The organism is Ruegeria sp. CH2 (genome assembly GCF_056537065.1).
This window is the reverse complement of record NZ_JBQFQV010000005.1, coordinates 61,634-81,656: the sequence shown is the minus strand read 5'-3', so window position 1 is coordinate 81,656 and position 20,023 is coordinate 61,634. Positions and strand designations below refer to the sequence as shown.

Genomic DNA, 20,023 nt, shown 5'->3' with positions numbered 1-20,023 from the left:
ACAGAAAAACTGTTGCCTGATGGTTAGAGAACTGGAGTAAGACATGTCGGATGTGGTGATCACTGGCTCGGCCCGGACCCCGATGGGAGCTTTCCAAGGTGAGCTGAAAACACTTACAGCTTCTGAGCTTGGTGGCGCTGCGATCCGAGCAGCTGTGGATCAATCGAAGCTCAATCCTCCCGAGGTCAATGAAGTTCTGATGGGCTGTGTTTTGCCGGCTGGGCAAGGTCAGGCCCCGGCTCGGCAGGCAGGGTTTCATGCTGAATTGCCGCAGGAAGTGCCGGCCACGACGCTCAACAAGATGTGTGGATCGGGGATGAAGGCCGCAATGCTCGGTTTCTCTCAGATTGCTTCAGGGCAGGCCGATCATGTTGTTGCGGGTGGAATGGAGAGCATGTCCAACGCGCCCTATCTGCTTCCAAAGATGCGGAGTGGCGCGCGACTTGGTCACGCAGGTGCTACGGATCACATGTTTCTCGATGGCCTTGAGGATGCCTATGATCGTGGCACGCTCATGGGGGCCATTGCAGATGACTTTGCCAGAAATCTCCAGATTAGCAGGGACGCGCAGGACGAGTTTGCACTGCAGTCACTGGAACGTGCAAATACGGCGCGCGAAGAGGGATACTTTGTTGGTGAAATTGAACCAATCCATCTAAAAACAAGAGACGGTGCAACGAGCATTCGTCACGATGAGCAACCGCGAAGAGCGCGTCCTGAAAAGATCCCCCATCTAAAACCGGTCTTCAGGCCCGATGGCACGGTTACAGCTGCGAATGCCTCGTCTATCTCGGATGGCGCTGCGGCGCTGGTCCTGAGCAACCATGAGGTAGCAGCAGCAAAAGGTTTGCCCGTTCGTGCACGTATCGTCGGAGTTGCGAACAAGGCTTTAGCACCGAAAGATTTCCCGTTTGCTCCCGTTCCCGCCGCACAAACACTTCTCGAGCGTATCGGCTGGGATGCCGCATCGGTTGATCTTTGGGAAGTGAACGAAGCATTTGCCGTAGTGCCCATGGCGTTCATGCGGGAACTCAATATCCAGCATGAACGGATCAACGTACATGGTGGGGCATGTGCCCTCGGCCACCCCATTGGTGCGTCAGGTGCGCGGATAATCGTAACCCTTCTCAATGCCCTGGAACTGCGGGGGCTAAAACGCGGCGTGGCAGCGATTTGCATCGGTGGTGGTGAAGGTACGGCCATCGCGATTGAAAGGGATCTGTGATGTTGACCGAAGAACAGAAGCTCATTCAGGACATGGCCAGAAACTTTGCCCGGAACAGGTTGGCCCCTGGAGCAAAGGCAAGAGAGGCCGCAAAACGGATCGAACCTGACATCCTTCAGGAACTTGCCGAACTGGGTTTTCTGGGCATGACCATCGACCCGGACGAAGGCGGGGCCGGTGCGGACTATGTCTCTTACGCGCTTGCTTTGATGGAACTGGCACGCGGTGACGGCGCTGTTTCCACAATGGTTTCGGTGCATAATGCGCCCTATCTTGCCATTCTTGACCGGTTCGCAAATGCCGAGCAGAAGGCGCGCTGGCTGAAATCGGGGGCCGAAGGCAAATACATCGGCTGCTTTGGTCTGACCGAACCGGGGGCCGGATCAGATGCTGGAATGCAAAAGACAACGGCACAACGGACCAACACCGGCTATGTGATCAACGGCAGCAAGCAGTTCATCACCTCCGCTGCTATCGGGTCCACAACCATACTTTTTGCATGCACCGATCCCGAAGCAGGGAAAAAGGGCATCACCGCCTTTGTCGCCGATCATGATACTCCCGGGTTCACGGTACAGCCGGCCGAACACAAGCTGGGCCAGTTGGCGTCTGATACGTGTGCCCTAACTTTTGAGGACATGGAGCTTTCAGACGCCAATCGCATCGGTGAAGAAGGGCAGGGGTACTCCATCGCCTTGTCGTCTCTGGAAACGGGACGCATTGGAATTGCCGCTCAATCCGTCGGCATGGCCCAGGCGGCGCTTGACCATGCACTGAGCTATTCGCGCGAGCGCGAGACATTTGGTCAACCGATCCTGAACCACCAGGCTGTGCGCTTCAGATTGGCGGACATGGACACGCAAATCGAAGCCGCGCGTCAGATGGTTCTGAATGCGGCGCGGATGAAAGATGCCAGCGAGCCCTGTCTGCGCGAGGCCGCGATGGCCAAGCTCTTTGCATCGCAAATGGCCGAGAGCGTCGCCTCTGACGCGATCCAGATCCATGGCGGCTATGGCTACCTGACAGAATATCCGGTGGAGAAAATCTATCGCGATGTGCGGGTCTGTCAGATCTACGAAGGCACGTCCGACATTCAAAGGCTGATCATCTCGCGTGAACTGGAGAAGGGAGGTGCCGCATGAAAATTGAACCAGGAATGTCTGCGGTTGTAACCGGTGCAGCTTCGGGCCTGGGGTTGGCGGTTGCAAAGCATCTGTCCGCCTCGGGTGTCAAGGTTGCCTTGTTCGATCTGAGTGAAGAGACGGGCAAGCCGGAGGCAGAGGCCTTGGGCGGCATCTTCTGCAAGGTGGATGTGACTGATCCGGAGACCGTTGAGAAAGGGTTGATCCTTGCGCGTGAGGCACACGGCCAGGAACGGATCTGCGTCAATTGCGCCGGTATCGCTCCCGCTGCCTCAACAGTTGGGCGAAAGGGAGCCCATGATCCCGGGCTTTTTGCCAAGACCATCGGCATCAATCTCATAGGCAGCTTCAATGTTGCCAGCCAATCTGCCGCGGGGATGGCCGGTATTGATCCGGTTGGATCAGATGAAGAGCGTGGTGTCATCATCAATACTGCCTCTGTTGCTGCCTTTGACGGTCAGATCGGCCAGGTTGCCTATGCAGCGTCCAAGGCCGGTGTTGCAGGCATGACCCTGCCGATGGCACGGGATCTGTCCCGGTTTGGGATCAGGGTTGTAACCGTCGCTCCGGGCATCTTCGGCACGCCGATGCTGATGGCAATGCCAGATGATGTGAAAGCGGCTCTGGGCGCCTCGGTGCCGTTTCCGCCGCGTCTGGGTGATCCGCCTGAATTTGCTGAGTTTGTTGGCCACGTCGTCGCTACGCCACTTCTGAACGGTGAAACGATCCGTCTCGACGGAGCAATCAGGATGCCGCCGAAATGACCACCCCTTTGACTATCCGCATCCCTACACCGCCCGCTCGCCCCAGGGAAACGCCGGACTTTGGCTATCTGGGATTGAAGGAGGCGCCGATCCCTCCCGTGCCTCCGCTCGATGCCACGGCTGCTGATCTGGCCGGACAAACCGATGGTCTGGTGCGTGTCCTTGATGACAATGGGCAGGCGCAAGGGGCTTGGGCAGACTATCTTGCCGAAACAGGCGATGAGAGCGCGCTGCGTCTGGGGCTGAGGGACATGCTGACCATGCGTGCGATCGACAAGCGTATGCAAACCGCGCAACGCCAGGGCAAAACGTCGTTCTACTTGCAGTGCACCGGTGAAGAGGCCATCGGTTGCGGCTTCCAGCGGATGCTGTCGAAAGGGGATATGAACTTCCCCACCTATCGGCAGCAAACGCTATTGGTGGCAGCGGATTATCCGCTTCGCGACCTGTTTGGTCAGCTTTATTCCAACGAACTCGACCCGATGGATGGGCGGCAATTGCCGATCATGCATTCGTCTAAGGAATTCGGGTTCTTCTCCATCTCCGGCAACCTCGGCACGCAGTTTGTTCAATCCGTTGGCTGGGCCATGGGCTCGGCCCTGTCGGGGGATGACAAGATTGCTGCCGCCTGGATTGGGGATGGGGCCACGGCCTCATCGGATTTCCATTCCGGCTTGCTCATGGCGGCTGTTTATCGCCCGCCGGTGATCTTGAACGTGGTCAATAACCAGTGGGCGATTTCGGCGCATAACAGCATTGCCACTGGCGGTGAAACCAGCTTCGCGGCGCGCGCCATCGGTTACGGTATTCCGGCAATCCGGGTTGATGGAAACGACTATCTGGCTGTTCTGGCAGTGTCGAAATGGGCGATTGAAAGAGCAAGGGGAAACCATGGCCCCTGCCTGATCGAATGGGTGACTTACCGCGCGGCAGCGCACTCAACCTCGGATGATCCATCAGCTTATCGCCCTAAAAATGAAGCAGAAGCCTGGCCCTTAGGGGATCCGGTGGAACGTCTTAAAGCGCATTTGATCGTCAACGATCTTTGGAGCGAAGAGCGCCACACCCAGCAAGAGGTCGAAATTCAAGCCGAGGTGGCGGCCTGTCAGAAAGAGGTCGAAGCGCATGGCACGCTTCTGAACCCGGTGGAAATGAGCCCGGCGGATATTTTCCGTGATCTCTATGCGGATATTCCTGAACACCTGCGCCGCCAGCGGCAAGAGATGGGACGCTGAACATGGCACATATGTCGATGATCGAGGCACTGCGCGGTGCCATGGATGTTGCGATGGCGGCGGACCCGAAGGTCGTCGTCTTTGGAGAGGATGTGGGTTATTTCGGTGGGGTCTTCCGCTGCACCCATGGCTTGCAGGAAAAATACGGACAGACCCGCTGTTTTGACACACCCATCAATGAAAGCGGCATCGTCGGTATGGCTGTCGGCATGGCCGCTCAGGGCATGAAACCCTGCGTGGAAATCCAATTCGCCGATTACGTTTATCCGGCCTACGACCAGATCACCCAGGAAGCCGCGCGCCTGCGGCACCGGTCAAACGGCCAATTTACCTGTCCGCTAGTGGTTCGAATGCCTTGTGGTGGTGGGATCTATGGTGGTCAGACACACAGCCAAAGCCCTGAGGCGCTGTTTACGCATGTCGCTGGGTTGAAAGTTGTCATGCCGTCCACGCCTTATGATGCAAAAGGGTTGCTACTGGCGTCGATCGAGGACCCGGATCCGGTGATCTTCTTCGAGCCCAAGCGCATTTACAACGGACCTTTCAATGGTCATCACGACCGTAAGGTGGAAACCTGGGCCAGCCATCCTGCCGGTGAGGTTCCTGAGGGGCACTATACGGTACCGCTTGGCAAAGCTGCCACTGTGCGTGAAGGCAAGGACCTGACCGTTCTGACATACGGTACCATGGTACATGTCACCACCGAGGCAGTACGCGAAACCGGGATAGATGCCGAGATCATCGATCTGCGCACGCTTCTTCCGCTGGACCTGGAAGCCATCGAAACGTCGGTGCGCAAGACGGGCCGCTGCGTGATCGTGCATGAAGCCACGTTGACCTCGGGTTTTGGCGCCGAGTTGTCGGCCCGCCTTCAGGAAGAATGTTTCTATCATCTTGAGGCACCCATCACCCGCGTTTGCGGTTGGGACGTGCCTTACCCCCACGCGCAGGAATGGGATTACTTCCCCGGGCCGGATCTTGTTGCCCGGGCCTTGCGCGAAACACTTGAGGAGGCTTGAGCATGGGTTTTCTTGCTGTTCGTTTGCCAGATGTCGGCGAAGGTGTCGCCGAAGCTGAACTTGCTGAAGTCAATGTATCTGTTGGTGACTTTGTGCGCGAGGATGATGTTCTTGCCGCAGTAATGACTGACAAGGCTACAGTAGAGATTCCTTCCACATCCGAAGGCAAAGTCACATGGATTGCTGCCGAGGTCGGATCGATCCTCGCCGTTGGTGCCGAATTTATGCGCCTAGAAATCGACGGTGAAGGCAATGTCGAAGGCCCGGAACCATCAGAAGATGAACAGCGGCCTCAAACCTCTTATGCAGGCCTGAAAGAGGATAAGGCAGGTTCACAAGTTGACACGGCTGTTGCGGACCCACCGTCCACCCGGGAACCAAAACAGTCTGTCGCACCGGCGCCGCGGGATACTAGCGCTCTCAGCCCCGTGGCGCCGGTTCTCGAAACACGAAAGGCCCAGGTCAGGGCGGAAGGGGTGCCCCCGCTCGCATCGCCTTCGGTCCGCGCGCGTGCGCGACATAATGGCATTGACCTGCGGTGTGTTGCGGGCAGCGGTCCCGCTGGACGGATCACGCATGACGATCTTGACAGCTGGCTTGAAACAGGCGGGGCGGGTGCAGGCATTGCAGGTCCTGTTCCAAACACCAGTGTCAAAGAGGTCCGCGTTATTGGCCTTCGGCGTAAGATTGCCGAACAGATGGTACGCTCGAAAACATCTATCCCGCACGTGACCATCGTCGAGGAAGTCGACATGACGGCGCTGGAGGATCTGCGGGCCAAGATGAACGCTTCGAAAAGGGGGGATCAGGTTAAGCTGACGCTCTTGCCGTTCCTGTTTAGCGCAATGGCTCGTGTCGTGGCGGATCAGCCGGTGATCAATGCGCGCTATGATGATCAGAATGGCATCCTGAGCCAGTTTGGTGGTGTTCATATTGGCATGGCAACTCAGACGCCTACCGGGTTGATGGTTCCGGTTTTGCGGCATGCCGAGGCAATGGGGCTGTTTGACATGTCTGCCGAAGTGATCCGGCTGGCTAACGCGGCCCGGGACGGCACGATCACACGGGAAGAGCTGACAGGGTCCACAATTACCGTGACATCGCTTGGGTCGCTTGGGGCGATCGCCACGACGCCAATCATCAATCATCCCGAAGTTTCAATTGTGGGGGTGAACAAGATGGCAGTGCGTCCGGTTTGGGATGGAAACGGGTTTGTCCCCCGTAAAATGATGAACCTCTCCTGCAGCTTCGACCACCGGATTGTCGATGGCTGGGATGCGGCTGTTTTCGTTCAAAAGCTCAAAGAGCTGATGGAAACACCCGCATTGATATTCACGAAAGGCTGAAATGATGGACGAAATTTCGTGTAAATTGCTGGTCCTGGGCGCAGGGCCAGGCGGATACGTGTGTGCCATTCGTGCCGGCCAGCTTGGGGTCGATACGGTAATCATCGAAAAAGAGGCCCCCGGCGGCACCTGCCTGAATGTCGGCTGCATCCCGTCCAAAGCCCTGATCCATGCGGCTGACGAGTTTCATAACCTCACGCGTGCTGCAAATGGGGGCCATCTTGGCTTGAGCTGCGAGAACCCTTCAATTGATCTTAGGAAAACCATCGCTTGGAAAGATGGGATCGTAAAAGGGCTGAGCGGTGGTGTTTCCGGCCTGCTGAAGAAAGCGAAAGTGCGCCAGATCATTGGCACAGCCCGCATTCTGGATGGCAAGACGGTCGAAGTAAGCACCGAGGACGGCCCGGTTCGCGTGAGTGCCCAGAATCTCGTGATTGCAACAGGGGCCGCACCGGTCGAACTGCCTCATCTCTCCTTTGGTGGACAGGTAATCTCGTCTACCGAGGCTCTGTCCCTTGCGTCGGTGCCCAACCTCATGGCCATTGTTGGTGGAGGGTACATCGGGCTTGAGATTGGCACGGCTTACGCGAAGATGGGGGCCCAGGTCACGGTCATTGAGATGCAGGACCGTATTCTGCCGCTTTATGACAAAGATCTGACCGCGCCGGTTGGAAAACGTCTCGCGGACCTGGGGATCAATGTGATGACCGGCACCCGGGTTGAAGGGCTCTCGGATCAGGGTCTGCTCTTGCGTGAGTCTGACGACGAGAACAATGAGCAGTTCCTGAGCGCAGACAAGATCCTTGTCACAGTCGGACGGCGCCCAAATACAACTGGCTATGGCCTGGAAGGGCTGGGGCTTTCGATGGCCGGTGCAGCAATCTCCATTGACCCATCCTGCCGAACATCGATGCGTGATGTGTTCGCAATTGGTGATGTAACCGGTGAGCCGATGCTTGCGCATCGGGCCATGGCTCAGGGAGAGATGGTCGCAGACATCGTGGCCAGTGAAAAACGCCAGTGGGACAAACGTTGCATTCCCGCTGTTTGCTTCACCGACCCTGAAATTGTGACATGCGGCATGTTGCCGGAGGAGGCGCGCAGTGCGGGTCACGATAGTGATGTGGCCAGCTTTCCTTTCAAGGCGAATGGGAAGGCCCTGACCTCTGATGCAAGCGACGGCTTTGTCAGGATCGTTTTTGACAAGAAAAGCCACGTGGTGCTTGGCATCCAAGCGGTTGGGGCCGGGATATCGGAGTTTTCCGCGGCCTTTTCGGTAGCAATAGAAATGTGTGCCCGGCTCGAGGATATCGCGGGGACCATCCACGCCCATCCAACACAATCAGAAGCATTTCAGGAAGCGGCGCTGAAGGGGCTTGGTGCAGCCCTGCACATGTAACCCGCAGCCAGAACAACATGAAGGAGATGCGGGAATGATCTTCCAGCATGAAGAATTCGACAACCATGAACGTGTGATCTTTGTAAGCGATGCCGCCACTGGATTGCGCGGTATCATCGCGATCCACAATACCAACCGAGGCCCCGCCTTGGGAGGCTGCCGGATGTGGGAGTACAATGACGATCGTGCTGCGCTGACGGATGTTCTACGCTTGTCCCGAGGGATGAGCTACAAGGCCGCCCTTGCCGATTTGGAGCTTGGTGGCGGCAAGTCTGTCATCATTGGCAACCCCAAAAGCAAAAAATCGCCTGAGTTGCTGCGCGCATTTGCACGCGCGGTTGGGGATCTCAAAGGCAAGTATTTCACGGCCGAAGACGTGGGCATCGGCCTGAATGACATCGCGGTTATGCGCAAGGAAACCGATTGCGTTGTTGGTGTTCCACATGACCAGGGAGGCAGCGGAGACCCATCTCCAACGACTGCTTGGGGCGTGTTTCTTGGGATCCGCTGTTCGGCAAAAAAGGCACTGAGTGCCGATGATCTCAATGGGGTGCGCGTTGCGGTCCAGGGGCTGGGTAACGTCGGAGGCCATCTCGCGCAGTATTTGCATGATGCAGGCGCGAAACTGATCCTCGCGGATATTGATGAGAAACGCCTGGGTGAATATGCCCGGAAGTTCGGCGCCGAGGTCGAACACCCGGATAGAATCCATGCGTCTTCCGCCGACATCTTTGCGCCCTGTGCGCTTGGTGCTGTCATCAATGATGCGACACTCAAAGACCTTAAAGTCAAAGTGGTCGCCGGGGCTGCCAACAACCCTTTGCAGACCGCTGCCCATGGCCGTCAGCTGTTTGAAAACGGCGTGCTCTATGCTCCGGACTATGTCGTCAATGCCGGCGGTTTGATCCGGGTAGCATCCGAGAGAACAGGCTTCGATGCTCAGTGGGTTGACGACAAAGTCGCCGGGATCGAAGCGACCCTAAATGAGATTTTTGATCTTTCTGATGCTGAGGGAATTCCGACCAGCCAAGCCGCCGATCGGGTTGCTCAGAGCCGGATCGATACCTCTAAAGAGCAAGCTGAAGGGGTGGCCAGATGATAATTGGTGTTCCGAAAGAAACCTTGCCGGGTGAGAACAGAGTAGCTCTTACGCCTGAATCCGCTCTTCAATTGGCGAAGCTTGGATACGTTTGCTTCTTGGAGAAGGGTGCAGGTATCAAGGCTGGCTTTTCCGATCAGGACTATCAAAACGCGAATGTCGAGATCGTCGACCGAGCAGAGAAAATTTGGAAAGAATGTGACGTCATAGCAAAGGTGAGGCCGCCTGTCGGTCCGGAGCTTAATCAACTGCGCCAAGGTCAGACACTGATCTCCTTCTTCAACCCGGCGGGGAACGAAGAGGGGATGGAGCTGGCCAAATCCAAGGGTGCCAATGTGATCGCCATGGAAATGGTGCCGCGTATTTCGCGGGCGCAGAAGATGGACGCGCTCTCCTCCATGGCTAATATCGCGGGCTACCGCGCCGTGATCGAGGCGGGCAACAACTTCGGCCGCTTCTTCACCGGCCAGATCACGGCGGCGGGCAAGGTGCCGCCCGCCAAGGTTCTGGTGGTCGGCGCCGGCGTTGCCGGTCTGGCCGCCATCGGCACCTCGACCTCGCTGGGTGCCGTGACCTACGCCTTTGACGTGCGCCCCGAGGTGGCGGAACAGGTCGAATCCATGGGGGCCGAGTTCGTCTATCTGGACTTCGAGGAAGAGCAGCAGGACGGCGCTGCCACCGGCGGCTATGCCTCGGTCTCTTCCCCTGAGTTCCGCGAAGCGCAGCTGGCCAAATTCCGCGAGCTGGCGCCGGAAGTGGACATCGTCATCACCACCGCGCTGATCCCCAACCGCGAGGCGCCGGAGCTGTGGACCGAAGACATGGTCGCGGCGATGAAGCCCGGCTCGGTCATTGTGGATTTGGCCGCGGAAAAGGGCGGCAACTGCAAGCTGACCGTGGCGGATGAGAAGATCGTGACGGAAAACGGCGTCACCATCATCGGCTATACCGATTTCCCGTCCCGGATGGCGGCGCAGTCGTCGAGCCTTTATGCCACCAACATCCGCCATATGATGGCTGACCTGACGCCGGAGAAAGACGGTTTGGTCAACCACAACATGGAAGACGACGTGATCCGCGGTGCCACCGTCACCTTTGAGGGCGAGATCACCTTCCCGCCGCCGCCGCCCAAGGTGCAGGCCATTGCGGCCAAGCCCAAGGAGGTCGCGCCGGAACTGACACCGGAAGAAAAGCGCGCCAAGGAGGTTGAGGCCTTTAAGGCGCAGACCAAAAGCCAGGTCACCTTGCTGGCGGGCGGCGGCGCGCTCTTGCTGCTAGTGGGCCTCTTTGCACCGGTCAGCTTCATGCAGCATTTCATCGTCTTCGTGCTGGCGGTGTTCGTCGGCTTCCAGGTGATCTGGAACGTCTCGCATTCGCTGCACACGCCACTGATGGCCGTGACCAACGCCATTTCGTCGATCGTCATCCTGGGCGCGCTGATGCAGATCGGGTCGGGGTCGTTCCTGGTGATCCTGCTGGCCGGTCTGTCGGTCTTCATGGCCGGGATCAACATCTTCGGCGGCTTCCTCGTCACCCGGCGCATGCTCGCCATGTTCCAGAAATCTTAAAGAAGGGCCGGACCTATGGATTACGGTTTCACCACCGCCGCCTATGTCGTTGCGGTTGTTCTTTTCATCCTGTCGCTGGGCGGGCTCTCCAACCAGGAAAGCGCCAAACGCGCGGTCTGGTACGGCATCGCCGGCATGGGGCTGGCGGTTTTTGCCACCCTGATCGGCCCCGGCTCCGGGTTGTGGCTGCTGTCGATCCTGCTGATCGCGGGTGGCGGCCTCATCGGCACCTATGTCGCCAAGAAGGTGCAGATGACCGAGATGCCGCAGCTGGTTGCCGCGATGCACTCGCTGGTTGGCCTCGCGGCGGTCTTTGTAGGCTTCATCGCCCATTTCGAGATCGGCAATGTGGCGGCGGCTGTTGCAGCGGGCAGTACCGAAGAGCTCGGCACTTTCGCCAAGCTGATTGCCAAGAAAACCCCGGCGGAAATCTCTTTTCTGCGGGTCGAGTTGTTCCTGGGCATCTTCATCGGCGCCATCACCTTCACCGGTTCGATGATCGCATTTGGTAAACTGGCGGGCAAGGTTAGCTCGGCTGCCACTAAACTTCCGGGTGGTCATATGCTGAACTTTGCGGCCGTGCTGGTGTCCTTTTTCTGTCTGTTTGGATACGTCGATAGCGCGGAGTTTCTGGCTCTTGCTATTATGACCCTGGCGTCACTGTTCATCGGCTACCACCTGATCATGGGTATCGGCGGCGCCGACATGCCGGTGGTGGTCTCGATGCTGAACAGCTACTCGGGCTGGGCCGCGGCGGCGATCGGCTTCTCGCTTGGCCATGACCTGCTGATCGTGGTCGGCGCCCTTGTGGGTTCCTCCGGTGCGATCCTCAGCTACATCATGTGCAAGGCGATGAACCGCAGCTTTGTCAGCGTGATCCTGGGCGGCTTCGGCGGCACCACCGGTCCGGCGATGGAGGTCGAGGGCGAGCAGATCGCCATCGACGCCGACGGCGTGGCCGCAGCGCTGGATGAGGCTGATTCAGTGATCATCATCCCCGGCTACGGCATGGCGGTGGCACAGGCGCAGCAGAACGTGGCGGAACTCACCCGCCGCCTGCGGGCAAAAGGCAAAGACGTGCGTTTTGCCATCCACCCGGTCGCAGGCCGCCTGCCGGGCCACATGAACGTGCTTCTGGCGGAAGCCAAGGTGCCTTATGACATCGTGCTGGAAATGGACGAGATCAACGAGGACTTCCCGGAAACCGACGTTGCGATCGTCATCGGCTCCAACGACATCGTCAACCCGGCGGCCCAGGAGGACCCCAACTCGCCCATCGCCGGCATGCCGGTCTTGGAGTGCTGGAAGGCGAAACAGGTGTTTGTCTCCAAACGCGGCCAGGGCACGGGGTATTCCGGTATCGAGAACCCCCTGTTTTTCAAAGAAAACACTCGGATGTTCTACGGCGACGCTAAGCAGTCGCTGGACAGTCTGCTGAACCTGATTGGTTAGCAGTTTTTGCCACAGATGTGGCTCAACAGGAGGAGAAAACTTATGCGTAAACACCTTTCGACGGCTGCCGCTGTTCTTATAAGCACGGCTGCCTATGCCGAAGAGGTCAAAATCGGGGTCTTCATGGGCTTTACCGGTCCGATTGAATCGCTGGTGACCAATATGGCCCCAGCTGCTGAACTTGCAATTGCCGAGGCCGATGCATCGGGTAAGTTTCTGAACGGAAGCAAGGTTGTTCCAGTTCGTGCCGACACGACCTGCACTGATGCGGCTGCTGCCACAGCTGCGGCAGAGCGGCTGGTAACGTCAGATCAGGTTGCCGGTATTGTTGGTGGTGATTGCTCAGGTGTCACAACAGCTGCGCTGGCAAATGTCGGTGTCCCGAATGGCGTTGTCATGATTTCGCCCTCGGCGACATCCCCGGCATTGTCCACGGTTGAAGATGGCGGCTTTTTCTTCCGGACAGCTCCTTCTGACGCGCGTCAGGGCGAGGTCATGGCCGAGATCGTGCTTGAGCGAGGCTTCAAGGAGATCGCAGTCACCTATACGAACAATGACTACGGGAAAGGTCTGGCAGATGCGTTCCGTGAGGCGTTTGAGGCGCGTGGCGGCAAAGTAACCACCGTTGTGTCCCACGAGGATGGCAAAGCTGACTACTCGGCGGAAGTCGCATCTCTGGCTGCGATCGGTGGCGATGCCCTCGCGGTGGTTGGATATCTTGATCAGGGCGGTGCAGCCATCATTCAGGGGGCTTTGGACTCTGGAGCCTTTGAAACATTTGTTCTTCCGGATGGCATGGTTGGGGATGCACTTGTTCAAACCATTGGGTCGGGCCTCAATGGATCCTTTGGACAGGCTCCGGGGACAGACAGTCCCGGCGCAGCAAAGCTTCAGGACCTCGCTGATGGGTTTGATGCATCTTCGCCGTACGCCGCTGAATCTTATGACGCTGCCGCATTGATCCTGTTGGCCATGCAGGCCGCAGGCTCAACCGAGGCTTCGGTCTACAAGGATAGCGTTTTCAATGTTGCCAACGCCCCCGGCGAAAAAATCTACCCGGGTGACCTTGGTAAGGCGCTCGAGATTATCGCTAGCGGCGGTGACATCGACTATGTCGGAGCGTCCAACGTCGAACTGATCGGTCCGGGCGAAAGTGCAGGCAGCTATCGTGAGGTTGAAATCGATGGCGAAGCTTTGAAGACGGTCGGCTACCGCTGAACACGTCCAACCCAAGTGTGGCCCCAAGCAAATTGGGGCCACTCATCAGGGAGGAAATCAATGATAACAGTAAAGAACCTGCAGAAACGGTTCGGTGGACTGGTCGCTGTGGATGGTGCATCCCTGTTGATCGAAAAGGGATCAATCACGGGTCTGATTGGACCGAACGGTGCAGGAAAAACAACGCTATTCAATGTTATAGCGGGTGAACACAGCCCAAGCGGTGGTCAAGTCCTGCTTGATGGTGAAGACATTACCGGGCTCGAGCCACATGTGCTTTTTCATAAGGGGCTTTTGCGGACATTCCAGATCGCACATGAATTCTCGTCCCTTTCAGTGCGCGAAAACCTGATGATGGTGCCCGGTCAACAATCTGGCGAACGCCTGTTCGATGCACTGTTTCGTCGAAATCGGATTCGAGAAGACGAAAGAGCACTCAGAGAGCAGGCAGACGAAGTGCTCGATTTTCTGGAGATTTCGCATGCCGCTGACCTGCCGGCTGGGTCTTTGTCCGGTGGCCAGAAGAAACTGGTCGAACTGGGCAGAACGATGATGGTCGACGCCAAAATCGTTTTTCTGGATGAAGTTGGTGCGGGCGTTAACAGGAGCCTGCTGAAAAAGATCGGCGACGCAATCATTCGGCTCAACCAAGAGCGCGGCTACACGTTTTGCGTGATCGAACATGACATGGATTTCATCGGGCGCCTGTGTGACCCCGTCATCGTAATGGCTGAGGGGAAAGTGCTCGCTGAAGGCACGGCAGACGAGGTCCGCGCAAACGAGCAGGTCATCGAAGCTTATCTGGGCACGGGCCTTAAGAACAAGGTGATTGCATGACATATCTGGTAGCGGAAAACATGACCGGAGGATATGGAGGCGTCGATATTCTTCACGGGTGTAATCTGGAAGCAGGCAAGGGTGACATTGTCGTCATTGTGGGTCCAAACGGTGCTGGTAAATCGACTGCCATGAAGGCCGTATTCGGCATGCTCCCAATTCACACAGGTTCGGTGTCCCTTGATGGAGAGGACATTACGAAGCTCACCCCTCAGGCGCGTGTTGAGAAGGGTATGGCCTTCGTGCCCCAAACCAACAACGTTTTCCCCAATATGAGCGTTGAGGAGAACCTTGAGATGGGGGCTTTTCTGGTCACTGAGGGTGCCGGGAAAACCATGGAGGAGGTGTATGAGCTTTTTCCGATCCTGAAAGAAAAACGCCGACAAAATGCAGGCGAGCTTTCTGGTGGACAGAGACAGCAGGTAGCAGTGGGGCGTGCTCTAATGACCCGACCGAAGCTCCTAATGCTGGATGAGCCGACGGCGGGTGTGTCTCCCATCGTGATGGACGAACTCTTCGACCGGATTATTGAGGTTGCGCGCACCGGGATTTCGATCCTCATGGTTGAGCAGAATGCCCGTCAGGCTCTTGAGATCGCGGACCAAGGTTATGTGCTCGTCCAGGGACGTAACAAATACACGGATACTGGAAAGGCACTTTTGGCTGACCCGGAAATCCGCAAAAGCTTTCTGGGGGGATGATATGGAAGATGTCCTGAATGCATTGGTCCTGTTGACCAACTTCACTCTGTTGCCCGCCGTTGCCTACGGGTGCCAGCTGGCCTTGGGCGCGCTAGGGGTAACCCTTGTCTATGGTGTCCTCAGGTTTTCGAATTTTGCTCATGGCGACACGATGGCGTTTGGAACCATGATTGTAATCTTGACGACCTGGTGGTTGCAGGGGCAGGGGACAAACTTGGGGCTGCTACCCACGGCTTTGCTGGCCCTGCCAATTGGGATCGCAGGATGCATGCTATTGGTGCTGCTGAGCGACAGGTTGATCTATCGAAACTACCGGAAATCCAAGGCTGCGCCGATAATCTTCTTGATCGGATCCGTAGGCATCATGTTCATTCTGAATGGTGTGGTTCGGTTCGTGATCGGTCCGGACGATCAGAGGTTTGCCGATGGTGTGCGTTTTCTCGTCACCGCGCGAGAGTTCAGGGAGGCGACAGGGCTTGCGGAAGGGCTTGGAATCCGGACCAGCCAGGCGCTGACCATTATCACCGCTGTCATAGTTGTGGCCGTGCTTTTTTGGTTTCTCAATCGAACGAGAGCAGGCAAGTCCATGCGGGCTTATTCGGACAATGAGGATCTGGCCCTCCTGTCGGGCATTAACCCGGATCGTGTTGTGATGATCACCTGGATGTTGGTTGCGGTTTTGGCAACGATTGCAGGCACGCTTTACGGTTTGGATAAGAGTTTCAAACCCTTCACTTACTTTCAGCTGCTGCTGCCAATCTTTGCTTCTGCAATTGTAGGTGGTCTCGGCAGTCCACTGGGGGCCATAGCCGGAGGGTTCGTTGTGGCCTTCTCTGAGATCATGGTGACCTACGTTTACCGCAAGTTCTTCGTTTATCTGGGGCCTGACGGCTGGGCACCTGAAAGCGTTTTCCAACTCCTATCCACAAACTACAAATTCGCGGTCAGCTTCCTGATTTTGCTGCTGGTGCTGCTTGTTCGCCCAAGGGGTCTATTCAAGGGGAGTGCGGTTTGATGGAAAAGTATCAAAATATTCTGGCTATGATGGTGGTGGCTGTCCTGATCCTTGGTGTGGGCGTCCTTCAAAGCTGGAACGTTGCCCTGAACATCCTCAACCTGTGTCTGATCTCTTCGATCATGGCGCTTGGTGTCAATATTCAATGGGGATATGCCGGGCTGTTCAATGTGGGGATCATGGGGTTTGCTGCTTTGGGTGGCCTGGCGGTGACTGTCATTGCCATGCCGCCGGTTGAGGCAACGATCAAGGCCGCAGGAGTCGGTCTTTGGGTTGGCGTGGCATTGCTGATCGGAGGTCTTGTGGCCACTGTGGCGGCCTTCCGATTGCTGCCCCGGGGGTGGCTTAGGAATGCAGTTGTCGCATATATCGTGATCGGGGGCTATGTATTGCTCAGGATTTTCTTTGATCCTGTCACGCATGTGATCGAAAACACTGATGCGGCCAGTACCGGATATCTTGGTGGTTTTGGCCTGCCCGTTCTTATTGCCTGGCCCGTCGGCGGCATTCTCGCAGGCTTGGCGGCTTGGGTGATCGGAAAGATCACGCTTGGGCTCAGGTCCGATTATCTAGCGATTGCAACACTTGGGATTTCCGAAATAATTGTGGCTTTTCTCAAGCATGAAGATTGGTTGACCCGAGGCGTGAAGAACGTGGTGGGCATACCGCGGCCGGTACCTTACGAGGTCGAACTTCAGGCAAGCAGCTTGTTTCAGGAAAACGTTGCATCAATCGGAGCTGATCCGGCCCTTGCTGCAAGTATTGTGGTGAAGCTCTGCTATGCCGCATTGTTTGTTGTTGTACTGGCAATCCTCGTGGTTTTGGCTGAGCGGGCCCTTCGATCCCCTTGGGGTCGGATGATGCGCGCCATTCGCGACAATGAAGTGTCTGCCAAGGCAATGGGCAAAGATGTGAAGATGCGGCACCTTCAGGTGTTTGTCGTTGGGTCAATGGTTGTCGGATTCGCCGGTGCCATGCTGACGACTTTGGATGGACAGCTGACACCCTCTTCTTACCAACCGCTGCGCTTTACCTTCCTAATCTGGGTAATGGTAATCATCGGAGGGTCTGGGAATAATTGGGGCGCAATCCTGGGTGGGTTCCTGATCTGGTTCTTCTGGGTTGAAGCGGAGCCTCTTGGTTTGGCGTTTATTGACCTGGTGACCTCGGGAATGGCCGACGACAGCTCCCTTCGAATACATCTGCTGAACTCTGCAGCGCATATGAGACTCATAACAATGGGTATCATTTTGCTCTTGGCCCTTCAGTTCCGGCCGAAAGGACTTCTGCCGGAAAGGCAGCTGAGTTCCTGACAGGCGATTGGTGTGCCGCCGCAAGGGGGCACACCAAACAATACTTACATGCAAGGTGAAGAAGATGACTGAGACTATCGAAGTTTCGCAAATCGATGGCGTCGTGCTGATCAGGTTGAACAGGCCCAAGCAACTAAACGCCCTAAATGGTCAAATCGCGAAAGAGCTTCTCACGACGCTTGCCGAATTTGATGAAGATCCCTCCGTCGGCTGCTTCGTGCTTACCGGCAATGAGAAGGCTTTCGCGGCAGGTGCGGACATCATGGAGATGGCAGAATTGACCTATGAGGATATGGCCGCGCGGGACTTCTTTGTTGAATGGGAAGCCTTTGCAAAATTCCGAACCCCGAAAATTGCCGCTGTAAACGGGTATGCCCTTGGTGGTGGTTGTGAACTGATGATGATGTGTGATTTCGCTATCGCTGGTGAGAGTGCCAAGTTTGCGCAGCCTGAAATCAAACTTGGCGTGATTCCGGGGCTTGGTGGAACCCAACGAATGACGCGACTTGTAGGGCGGTCCCTTTCTATGGACATGCACTTGACCGGGCGGATGATGGATGCGGACGAAGCAGTACGATCAGGGCTTGTCGCGCGTGTTGTCCCGGATGCCGATGTTGTCGACACAGCCTTGAAAGCTGCCCGGACGATTACGAGCTACTCCCGGCCCACTGCGGCTCTCGTGCGGGATTCTGTCAACCGTGCGGAGGAAGTTAGCCTGAGTGAAGGGCTTTTCTTTGAGCGGCGTATCTTTCATTCGCTCTTCGGCACACATGACCAGAGGGAGGGAATGGCAGCTTTTCTGGAAAAACGTGCACCCGACTTCCGCAAAGGCTGATGCTGGTGAAAATGGACACCCTGAAAGGTTCAAACCCATGAAAACGGTTGATGATATTCGTGCACAAAAAGGGCGAACCCCCATTGTTAGCCTGACTGCGTACTCCACGCCGATGGCCAAGCTCATGGATAATCACTGCGATTTTGTTCTGGTCGGCGACAGTCTGGGCATGACGGTTCACGGGCTAGACGACACGCTTGGCGTGAGCCTTGAGATGATGATTATGCATGGCAAAGCTGTTGCAAGGGGCCTCAGTTCCGCCTTGATGGTCATCGACTTGCCTTTTGGGTGCTACGAACGCAGCCCGGAACAGGCATTTGGCAATGCCGTAAGGCTCATGGTCGAAGCAGATGCAGGAGCCGTGAAGCTCGAGGGCGGAGAGGAAATGGCCGACACTATTCGTTTTTTGGTCCAGCGCGGTATCCCGGTCGTGGGGCATGTCGGACTGACACCGCAATCGGTCAACACCCTAGGTGGTTACAAAGTTCAAGGGCGTAATGAACAGGCAGATCAAGTGGTTACGGCAGCGCGTGCAGTTGCTGACGCTGGTGCGTTTGCGGTCGTGCTTGAAAAGATCCCACGAAATCTGGCTAATCGGATTACAAAGGACATCCAAATTCCGACGATTGGCATCGGCGCATCGAATGGATGTGATGGGCAGATTTTGGTGTTGGACGATATGCTTGGGATATTTGCAGAGTTCAAACCCAAGTTCGTGAAACGCTTTGCTGAATTGGGCCAGTCTGCGTCCGAAGCTATTGAACAGTACGCACGCGAAGTCCGCGCGCGAAAGTTTCCCGCAGAGGAGCATATGTTTGCCGAGAATGCTTCTGGGAGTGACCTAATCGAGAGCCAGCCTCGAGAATAATCGCCATGGGGTTTGTGTGTGCCGCCCAAGCCCTTTGCTACAACCTCAACGCACTGAGAGTGGAAGATGGGCCGGCTGGCCATGGTCTCATCAACCGCAAAACCAGAAAGACCTTATCATGACAAATACCGTTCTAGTGACTGGATGTTCCAGTGGGTTTGGAAAGAAGATTGCCAGAACCTGCTGGAAGAACGGCTGGAATGTTGTTGCAACCATGCGTGCTCCCCAAAAGGAACTGGATCTGCATCCAGGACAAAGACTTCTTCTTGAGCGCATGGATGTCACAGATCCGCAGAGTATTGGTAAGGCATTCGCGAACGGCAGAGATCGGTTCGGAACAATACATGCCGTCGTCAACAGTGCCGGCTTCGGTGGCGTAGGGGTCTTTGAGCAATTCGCTCTGGATGAGATCAAAACAATGTTCGAAACCAATGTATTTGGTGCAATGAACGTGATGCGCGAGGCGCTGCCGTCGATGCGCGCTGCAGGGTATGGGACGATTGTCAATGTGACGTCCCTTGCGGGCTACATGGGGTTGCCAGGAAACTCTGTTTACTCGGCGAGCAAGCATGCGCTGGTTGGGCTGACCGAAGCGATGGCCTTGGAATATGCGCCTCTCGGAGTTCGGTTGTTCAGTGTGGCCCCTGGCGCCTACACCCAAACCGGATTTGCGAGAGCTGCAAATGTTCGAACAGATCGAGGAGACGAGCAGATATCAAATCTGGCGGCGACGCTGAACGCCCGCAAGCAAGCTGCCCAGAACTCATCAAACAAGATGAGAGGCGAAGAACCTGACCCGCAAGAGGTGGCAGATCATGTTTACTCTTGCCTGATATCTGATCAACCTGTGCATACTCCAAGCGGGCGCGATGCGTTGACCATGTTCAAGAGTATGGAACTCCAGAATCGTCAGAATTTTCTAAAGCAAGTTTCCGATATCCTTGTTCCCGCGCCGAATATGTAATCCTGGGCGACGTTCTGGCCCCT

Annotated in this window: 18 protein-coding genes; all 18 read left to right on the top strand. The window is 56.5% G+C overall.

What is annotated here, in order from left to right; all coding sequences use genetic code 11:
* The first annotated feature begins 43 nt into the window (after nucleotides 1–43).
* The 18 genes from ACR0M9_RS09550 (at nucleotide 44) to ACR0M9_RS09465 (ending at nucleotide 20,000) form a co-directional block, all read left to right on the top strand.
* A complete protein-coding gene (locus ACR0M9_RS09550) occupies nucleotides 44–1,225 on the top strand; it encodes a thiolase family protein (protein WP_480546730.1) in 1,182 nt (393 codons plus the stop codon).
* Nucleotides 1,225–2,367: an acyl-CoA dehydrogenase family protein gene (locus ACR0M9_RS09545; protein WP_480546732.1), complete on the top strand. Its 1,143-nt coding sequence runs from the start codon at nucleotides 1,225–1,227 to the stop codon at nucleotides 2,365–2,367. Before ACR0M9_RS09550 ends, ACR0M9_RS09545 begins: the two co-directional genes overlap by 1 nt.
* Nucleotides 2,364–3,131 carry an SDR family NAD(P)-dependent oxidoreductase gene (locus ACR0M9_RS09540; RefSeq protein WP_480546734.1) on the top strand — a complete coding sequence of 256 codons (768 nt, stop codon included), beginning with the start codon at nucleotides 2,364–2,366 and terminating at the stop codon, nucleotides 3,129–3,131. Before ACR0M9_RS09545 ends, ACR0M9_RS09540 begins: the two co-directional genes overlap by 4 nt.
* Nucleotides 3,128–4,366, top strand: coding sequence for a thiamine pyrophosphate-dependent dehydrogenase E1 component subunit alpha (locus tag ACR0M9_RS09535; RefSeq protein ID WP_480546736.1), 1,239 nt, complete (start codon nucleotides 3,128–3,130; stop codon nucleotides 4,364–4,366). The genes ACR0M9_RS09540 and ACR0M9_RS09535 overlap by 4 nt, the downstream gene beginning before the upstream one ends.
* 2 nt (nucleotides 4,367–4,368) lie before the next feature.
* Nucleotides 4,369–5,385 carry an alpha-ketoacid dehydrogenase subunit beta gene (locus ACR0M9_RS09530; protein ID WP_480773423.1) on the top strand — a complete coding sequence of 339 codons (1,017 nt, stop codon included), beginning with the start codon at nucleotides 4,369–4,371 and terminating at the stop codon, nucleotides 5,383–5,385.
* A 2-nt stretch (nucleotides 5,386–5,387) separates the two neighbouring features.
* Nucleotides 5,388–6,731: a dihydrolipoamide acetyltransferase family protein gene (locus ACR0M9_RS09525; protein WP_480546740.1), complete on the top strand. Its 1,344-nt coding sequence runs from the start codon at nucleotides 5,388–5,390 to the stop codon at nucleotides 6,729–6,731.
* Nucleotides 6,732–6,735: 4 nt separating this feature from the next.
* Nucleotides 6,736–8,130: a dihydrolipoyl dehydrogenase gene (gene lpdA / locus ACR0M9_RS09520; RefSeq protein ID WP_480773516.1), complete on the top strand. Its 1,395-nt coding sequence runs from the start codon at nucleotides 6,736–6,738 to the stop codon at nucleotides 8,128–8,130.
* Between the two features lie 34 nt (nucleotides 8,131–8,164).
* Nucleotides 8,165–9,229 carry a Glu/Leu/Phe/Val family dehydrogenase gene (locus tag ACR0M9_RS09515; protein WP_480546742.1) on the top strand — a complete coding sequence of 355 codons (1,065 nt, stop codon included), beginning with the start codon at nucleotides 8,165–8,167 and terminating at the stop codon, nucleotides 9,227–9,229.
* Nucleotides 9,226–10,797 carry a Re/Si-specific NAD(P)(+) transhydrogenase subunit alpha gene (locus ACR0M9_RS09510; RefSeq protein ID WP_480546744.1) on the top strand — a complete coding sequence of 524 codons (1,572 nt, stop codon included), beginning with the start codon at nucleotides 9,226–9,228 and terminating at the stop codon, nucleotides 10,795–10,797. The genes ACR0M9_RS09515 and ACR0M9_RS09510 overlap by 4 nt, the downstream gene beginning before the upstream one ends.
* 15 nt (nucleotides 10,798–10,812) lie before the next feature.
* A complete protein-coding gene (locus ACR0M9_RS09505; protein WP_480773422.1) occupies nucleotides 10,813–12,249 on the top strand; it encodes an NAD(P)(+) transhydrogenase (Re/Si-specific) subunit beta in 1,437 nt (478 codons plus the stop codon).
* A gap of 42 nt (nucleotides 12,250–12,291) precedes the next feature.
* Entirely contained in the window at nucleotides 12,292–13,467 is a 1,176-nt protein-coding gene (locus ACR0M9_RS09500; RefSeq protein WP_480546748.1) for an ABC transporter substrate-binding protein, read from the top strand.
* A gap of 60 nt (nucleotides 13,468–13,527) precedes the next feature.
* Entirely contained in the window at nucleotides 13,528–14,304 is a 777-nt protein-coding gene (locus tag ACR0M9_RS09495) for an ABC transporter ATP-binding protein (RefSeq protein WP_480546750.1), read from the top strand.
* Nucleotides 14,301–15,005 (top strand): ABC transporter ATP-binding protein, encoded by a 705-nt coding sequence (locus ACR0M9_RS09490; protein ID WP_480773421.1) that lies wholly within the window; start codon nucleotides 14,301–14,303, stop codon nucleotides 15,003–15,005. Before ACR0M9_RS09495 ends, ACR0M9_RS09490 begins: the two co-directional genes overlap by 4 nt.
* 1 nt (nucleotide 15,006) lies before the next feature.
* Nucleotides 15,007–16,020: a branched-chain amino acid ABC transporter permease gene (locus ACR0M9_RS09485; protein WP_480546754.1), complete on the top strand. Its 1,014-nt coding sequence runs from the start codon at nucleotides 15,007–15,009 to the stop codon at nucleotides 16,018–16,020.
* A complete protein-coding gene (locus tag ACR0M9_RS09480) occupies nucleotides 16,020–17,333 on the top strand; it encodes a branched-chain amino acid ABC transporter permease (RefSeq protein ID WP_480546756.1) in 1,314 nt (437 codons plus the stop codon). The genes ACR0M9_RS09485 and ACR0M9_RS09480 overlap by 1 nt, the downstream gene beginning before the upstream one ends.
* A gap of 64 nt (nucleotides 17,334–17,397) precedes the next feature.
* Nucleotides 17,398–18,168, top strand: a complete 771-nt coding sequence (locus tag ACR0M9_RS09475; protein ID WP_480546758.1) for an enoyl-CoA hydratase-related protein — start codon at nucleotides 17,398–17,400, stop codon at nucleotides 18,166–18,168.
* A gap of 37 nt (nucleotides 18,169–18,205) precedes the next feature.
* Nucleotides 18,206–19,036 (top strand): 3-methyl-2-oxobutanoate hydroxymethyltransferase, encoded by an 831-nt coding sequence (gene panB / locus ACR0M9_RS09470; protein WP_480546760.1) that lies wholly within the window; start codon nucleotides 18,206–18,208, stop codon nucleotides 19,034–19,036.
* A gap of 118 nt (nucleotides 19,037–19,154) precedes the next feature.
* On the top strand, nucleotides 19,155–20,000 hold the full coding sequence (locus tag ACR0M9_RS09465) for an SDR family oxidoreductase (protein WP_480773420.1): 846 nt from the start codon (nucleotides 19,155–19,157) through the stop codon (nucleotides 19,998–20,000).
* Nucleotides 20,001–20,023: the final 23 nt, after the last annotated feature.

What these genes read in the sequence shown, in the direction of transcription:
- ACR0M9_RS09525 (WP_480546740.1), top strand. Translation starts at nt 5,388, where the DNA reads ATGGGTTTTCTTGCTGTTCGTTTGCCAGATGTCGGCGAAGGTGTCGCC.
- ACR0M9_RS09495 (WP_480546750.1), top strand. Translation starts at nt 13,528, where the DNA reads ATGATAACAGTAAAGAACCTGCAGAAACGGTTCGGTGGACTGGTCGCT.
- ACR0M9_RS09465 (WP_480773420.1), top strand. Translation starts at nt 19,155, where the DNA reads ATGACAAATACCGTTCTAGTGACTGGATGTTCCAGTGGGTTTGGAAAG.
- ACR0M9_RS09485 (WP_480546754.1), top strand. Translation starts at nt 15,007, where the DNA reads ATGGAAGATGTCCTGAATGCATTGGTCCTGTTGACCAACTTCACTCTG.
- ACR0M9_RS09530 (WP_480773423.1), top strand. Translation starts at nt 4,369, where the DNA reads ATGGCACATATGTCGATGATCGAGGCACTGCGCGGTGCCATGGATGTT.
- ACR0M9_RS09545 (WP_480546732.1), top strand. Translation starts at nt 1,225, where the DNA reads ATGTTGACCGAAGAACAGAAGCTCATTCAGGACATGGCCAGAAACTTT.
- ACR0M9_RS09475 (WP_480546758.1), top strand. Translation starts at nt 17,398, where the DNA reads ATGACTGAGACTATCGAAGTTTCGCAAATCGATGGCGTCGTGCTGATC.
- lpdA (WP_480773516.1), top strand. Translation starts at nt 6,736, where the DNA reads ATGGACGAAATTTCGTGTAAATTGCTGGTCCTGGGCGCAGGGCCAGGC.
- ACR0M9_RS09505 (WP_480773422.1), top strand. Translation starts at nt 10,813, where the DNA reads ATGGATTACGGTTTCACCACCGCCGCCTATGTCGTTGCGGTTGTTCTT.
- ACR0M9_RS09515 (WP_480546742.1), top strand. Translation starts at nt 8,165, where the DNA reads ATGATCTTCCAGCATGAAGAATTCGACAACCATGAACGTGTGATCTTT.
- ACR0M9_RS09540 (WP_480546734.1), top strand. Translation starts at nt 2,364, where the DNA reads ATGAAAATTGAACCAGGAATGTCTGCGGTTGTAACCGGTGCAGCTTCG.
- ACR0M9_RS09550 (WP_480546730.1), top strand. Translation starts at nt 44, where the DNA reads ATGTCGGATGTGGTGATCACTGGCTCGGCCCGGACCCCGATGGGAGCT.
- ACR0M9_RS09490 (WP_480773421.1), top strand. Translation starts at nt 14,301, where the DNA reads ATGACATATCTGGTAGCGGAAAACATGACCGGAGGATATGGAGGCGTC.
- ACR0M9_RS09510 (WP_480546744.1), top strand. Translation starts at nt 9,226, where the DNA reads ATGATAATTGGTGTTCCGAAAGAAACCTTGCCGGGTGAGAACAGAGTA.
- ACR0M9_RS09535 (WP_480546736.1), top strand. Translation starts at nt 3,128, where the DNA reads ATGACCACCCCTTTGACTATCCGCATCCCTACACCGCCCGCTCGCCCC.
- panB (WP_480546760.1), top strand. Translation starts at nt 18,206, where the DNA reads ATGAAAACGGTTGATGATATTCGTGCACAAAAAGGGCGAACCCCCATT.
- ACR0M9_RS09480 (WP_480546756.1), top strand. Translation starts at nt 16,020, where the DNA reads ATGGAAAAGTATCAAAATATTCTGGCTATGATGGTGGTGGCTGTCCTG.
- ACR0M9_RS09500 (WP_480546748.1), top strand. Translation starts at nt 12,292, where the DNA reads ATGCGTAAACACCTTTCGACGGCTGCCGCTGTTCTTATAAGCACGGCT.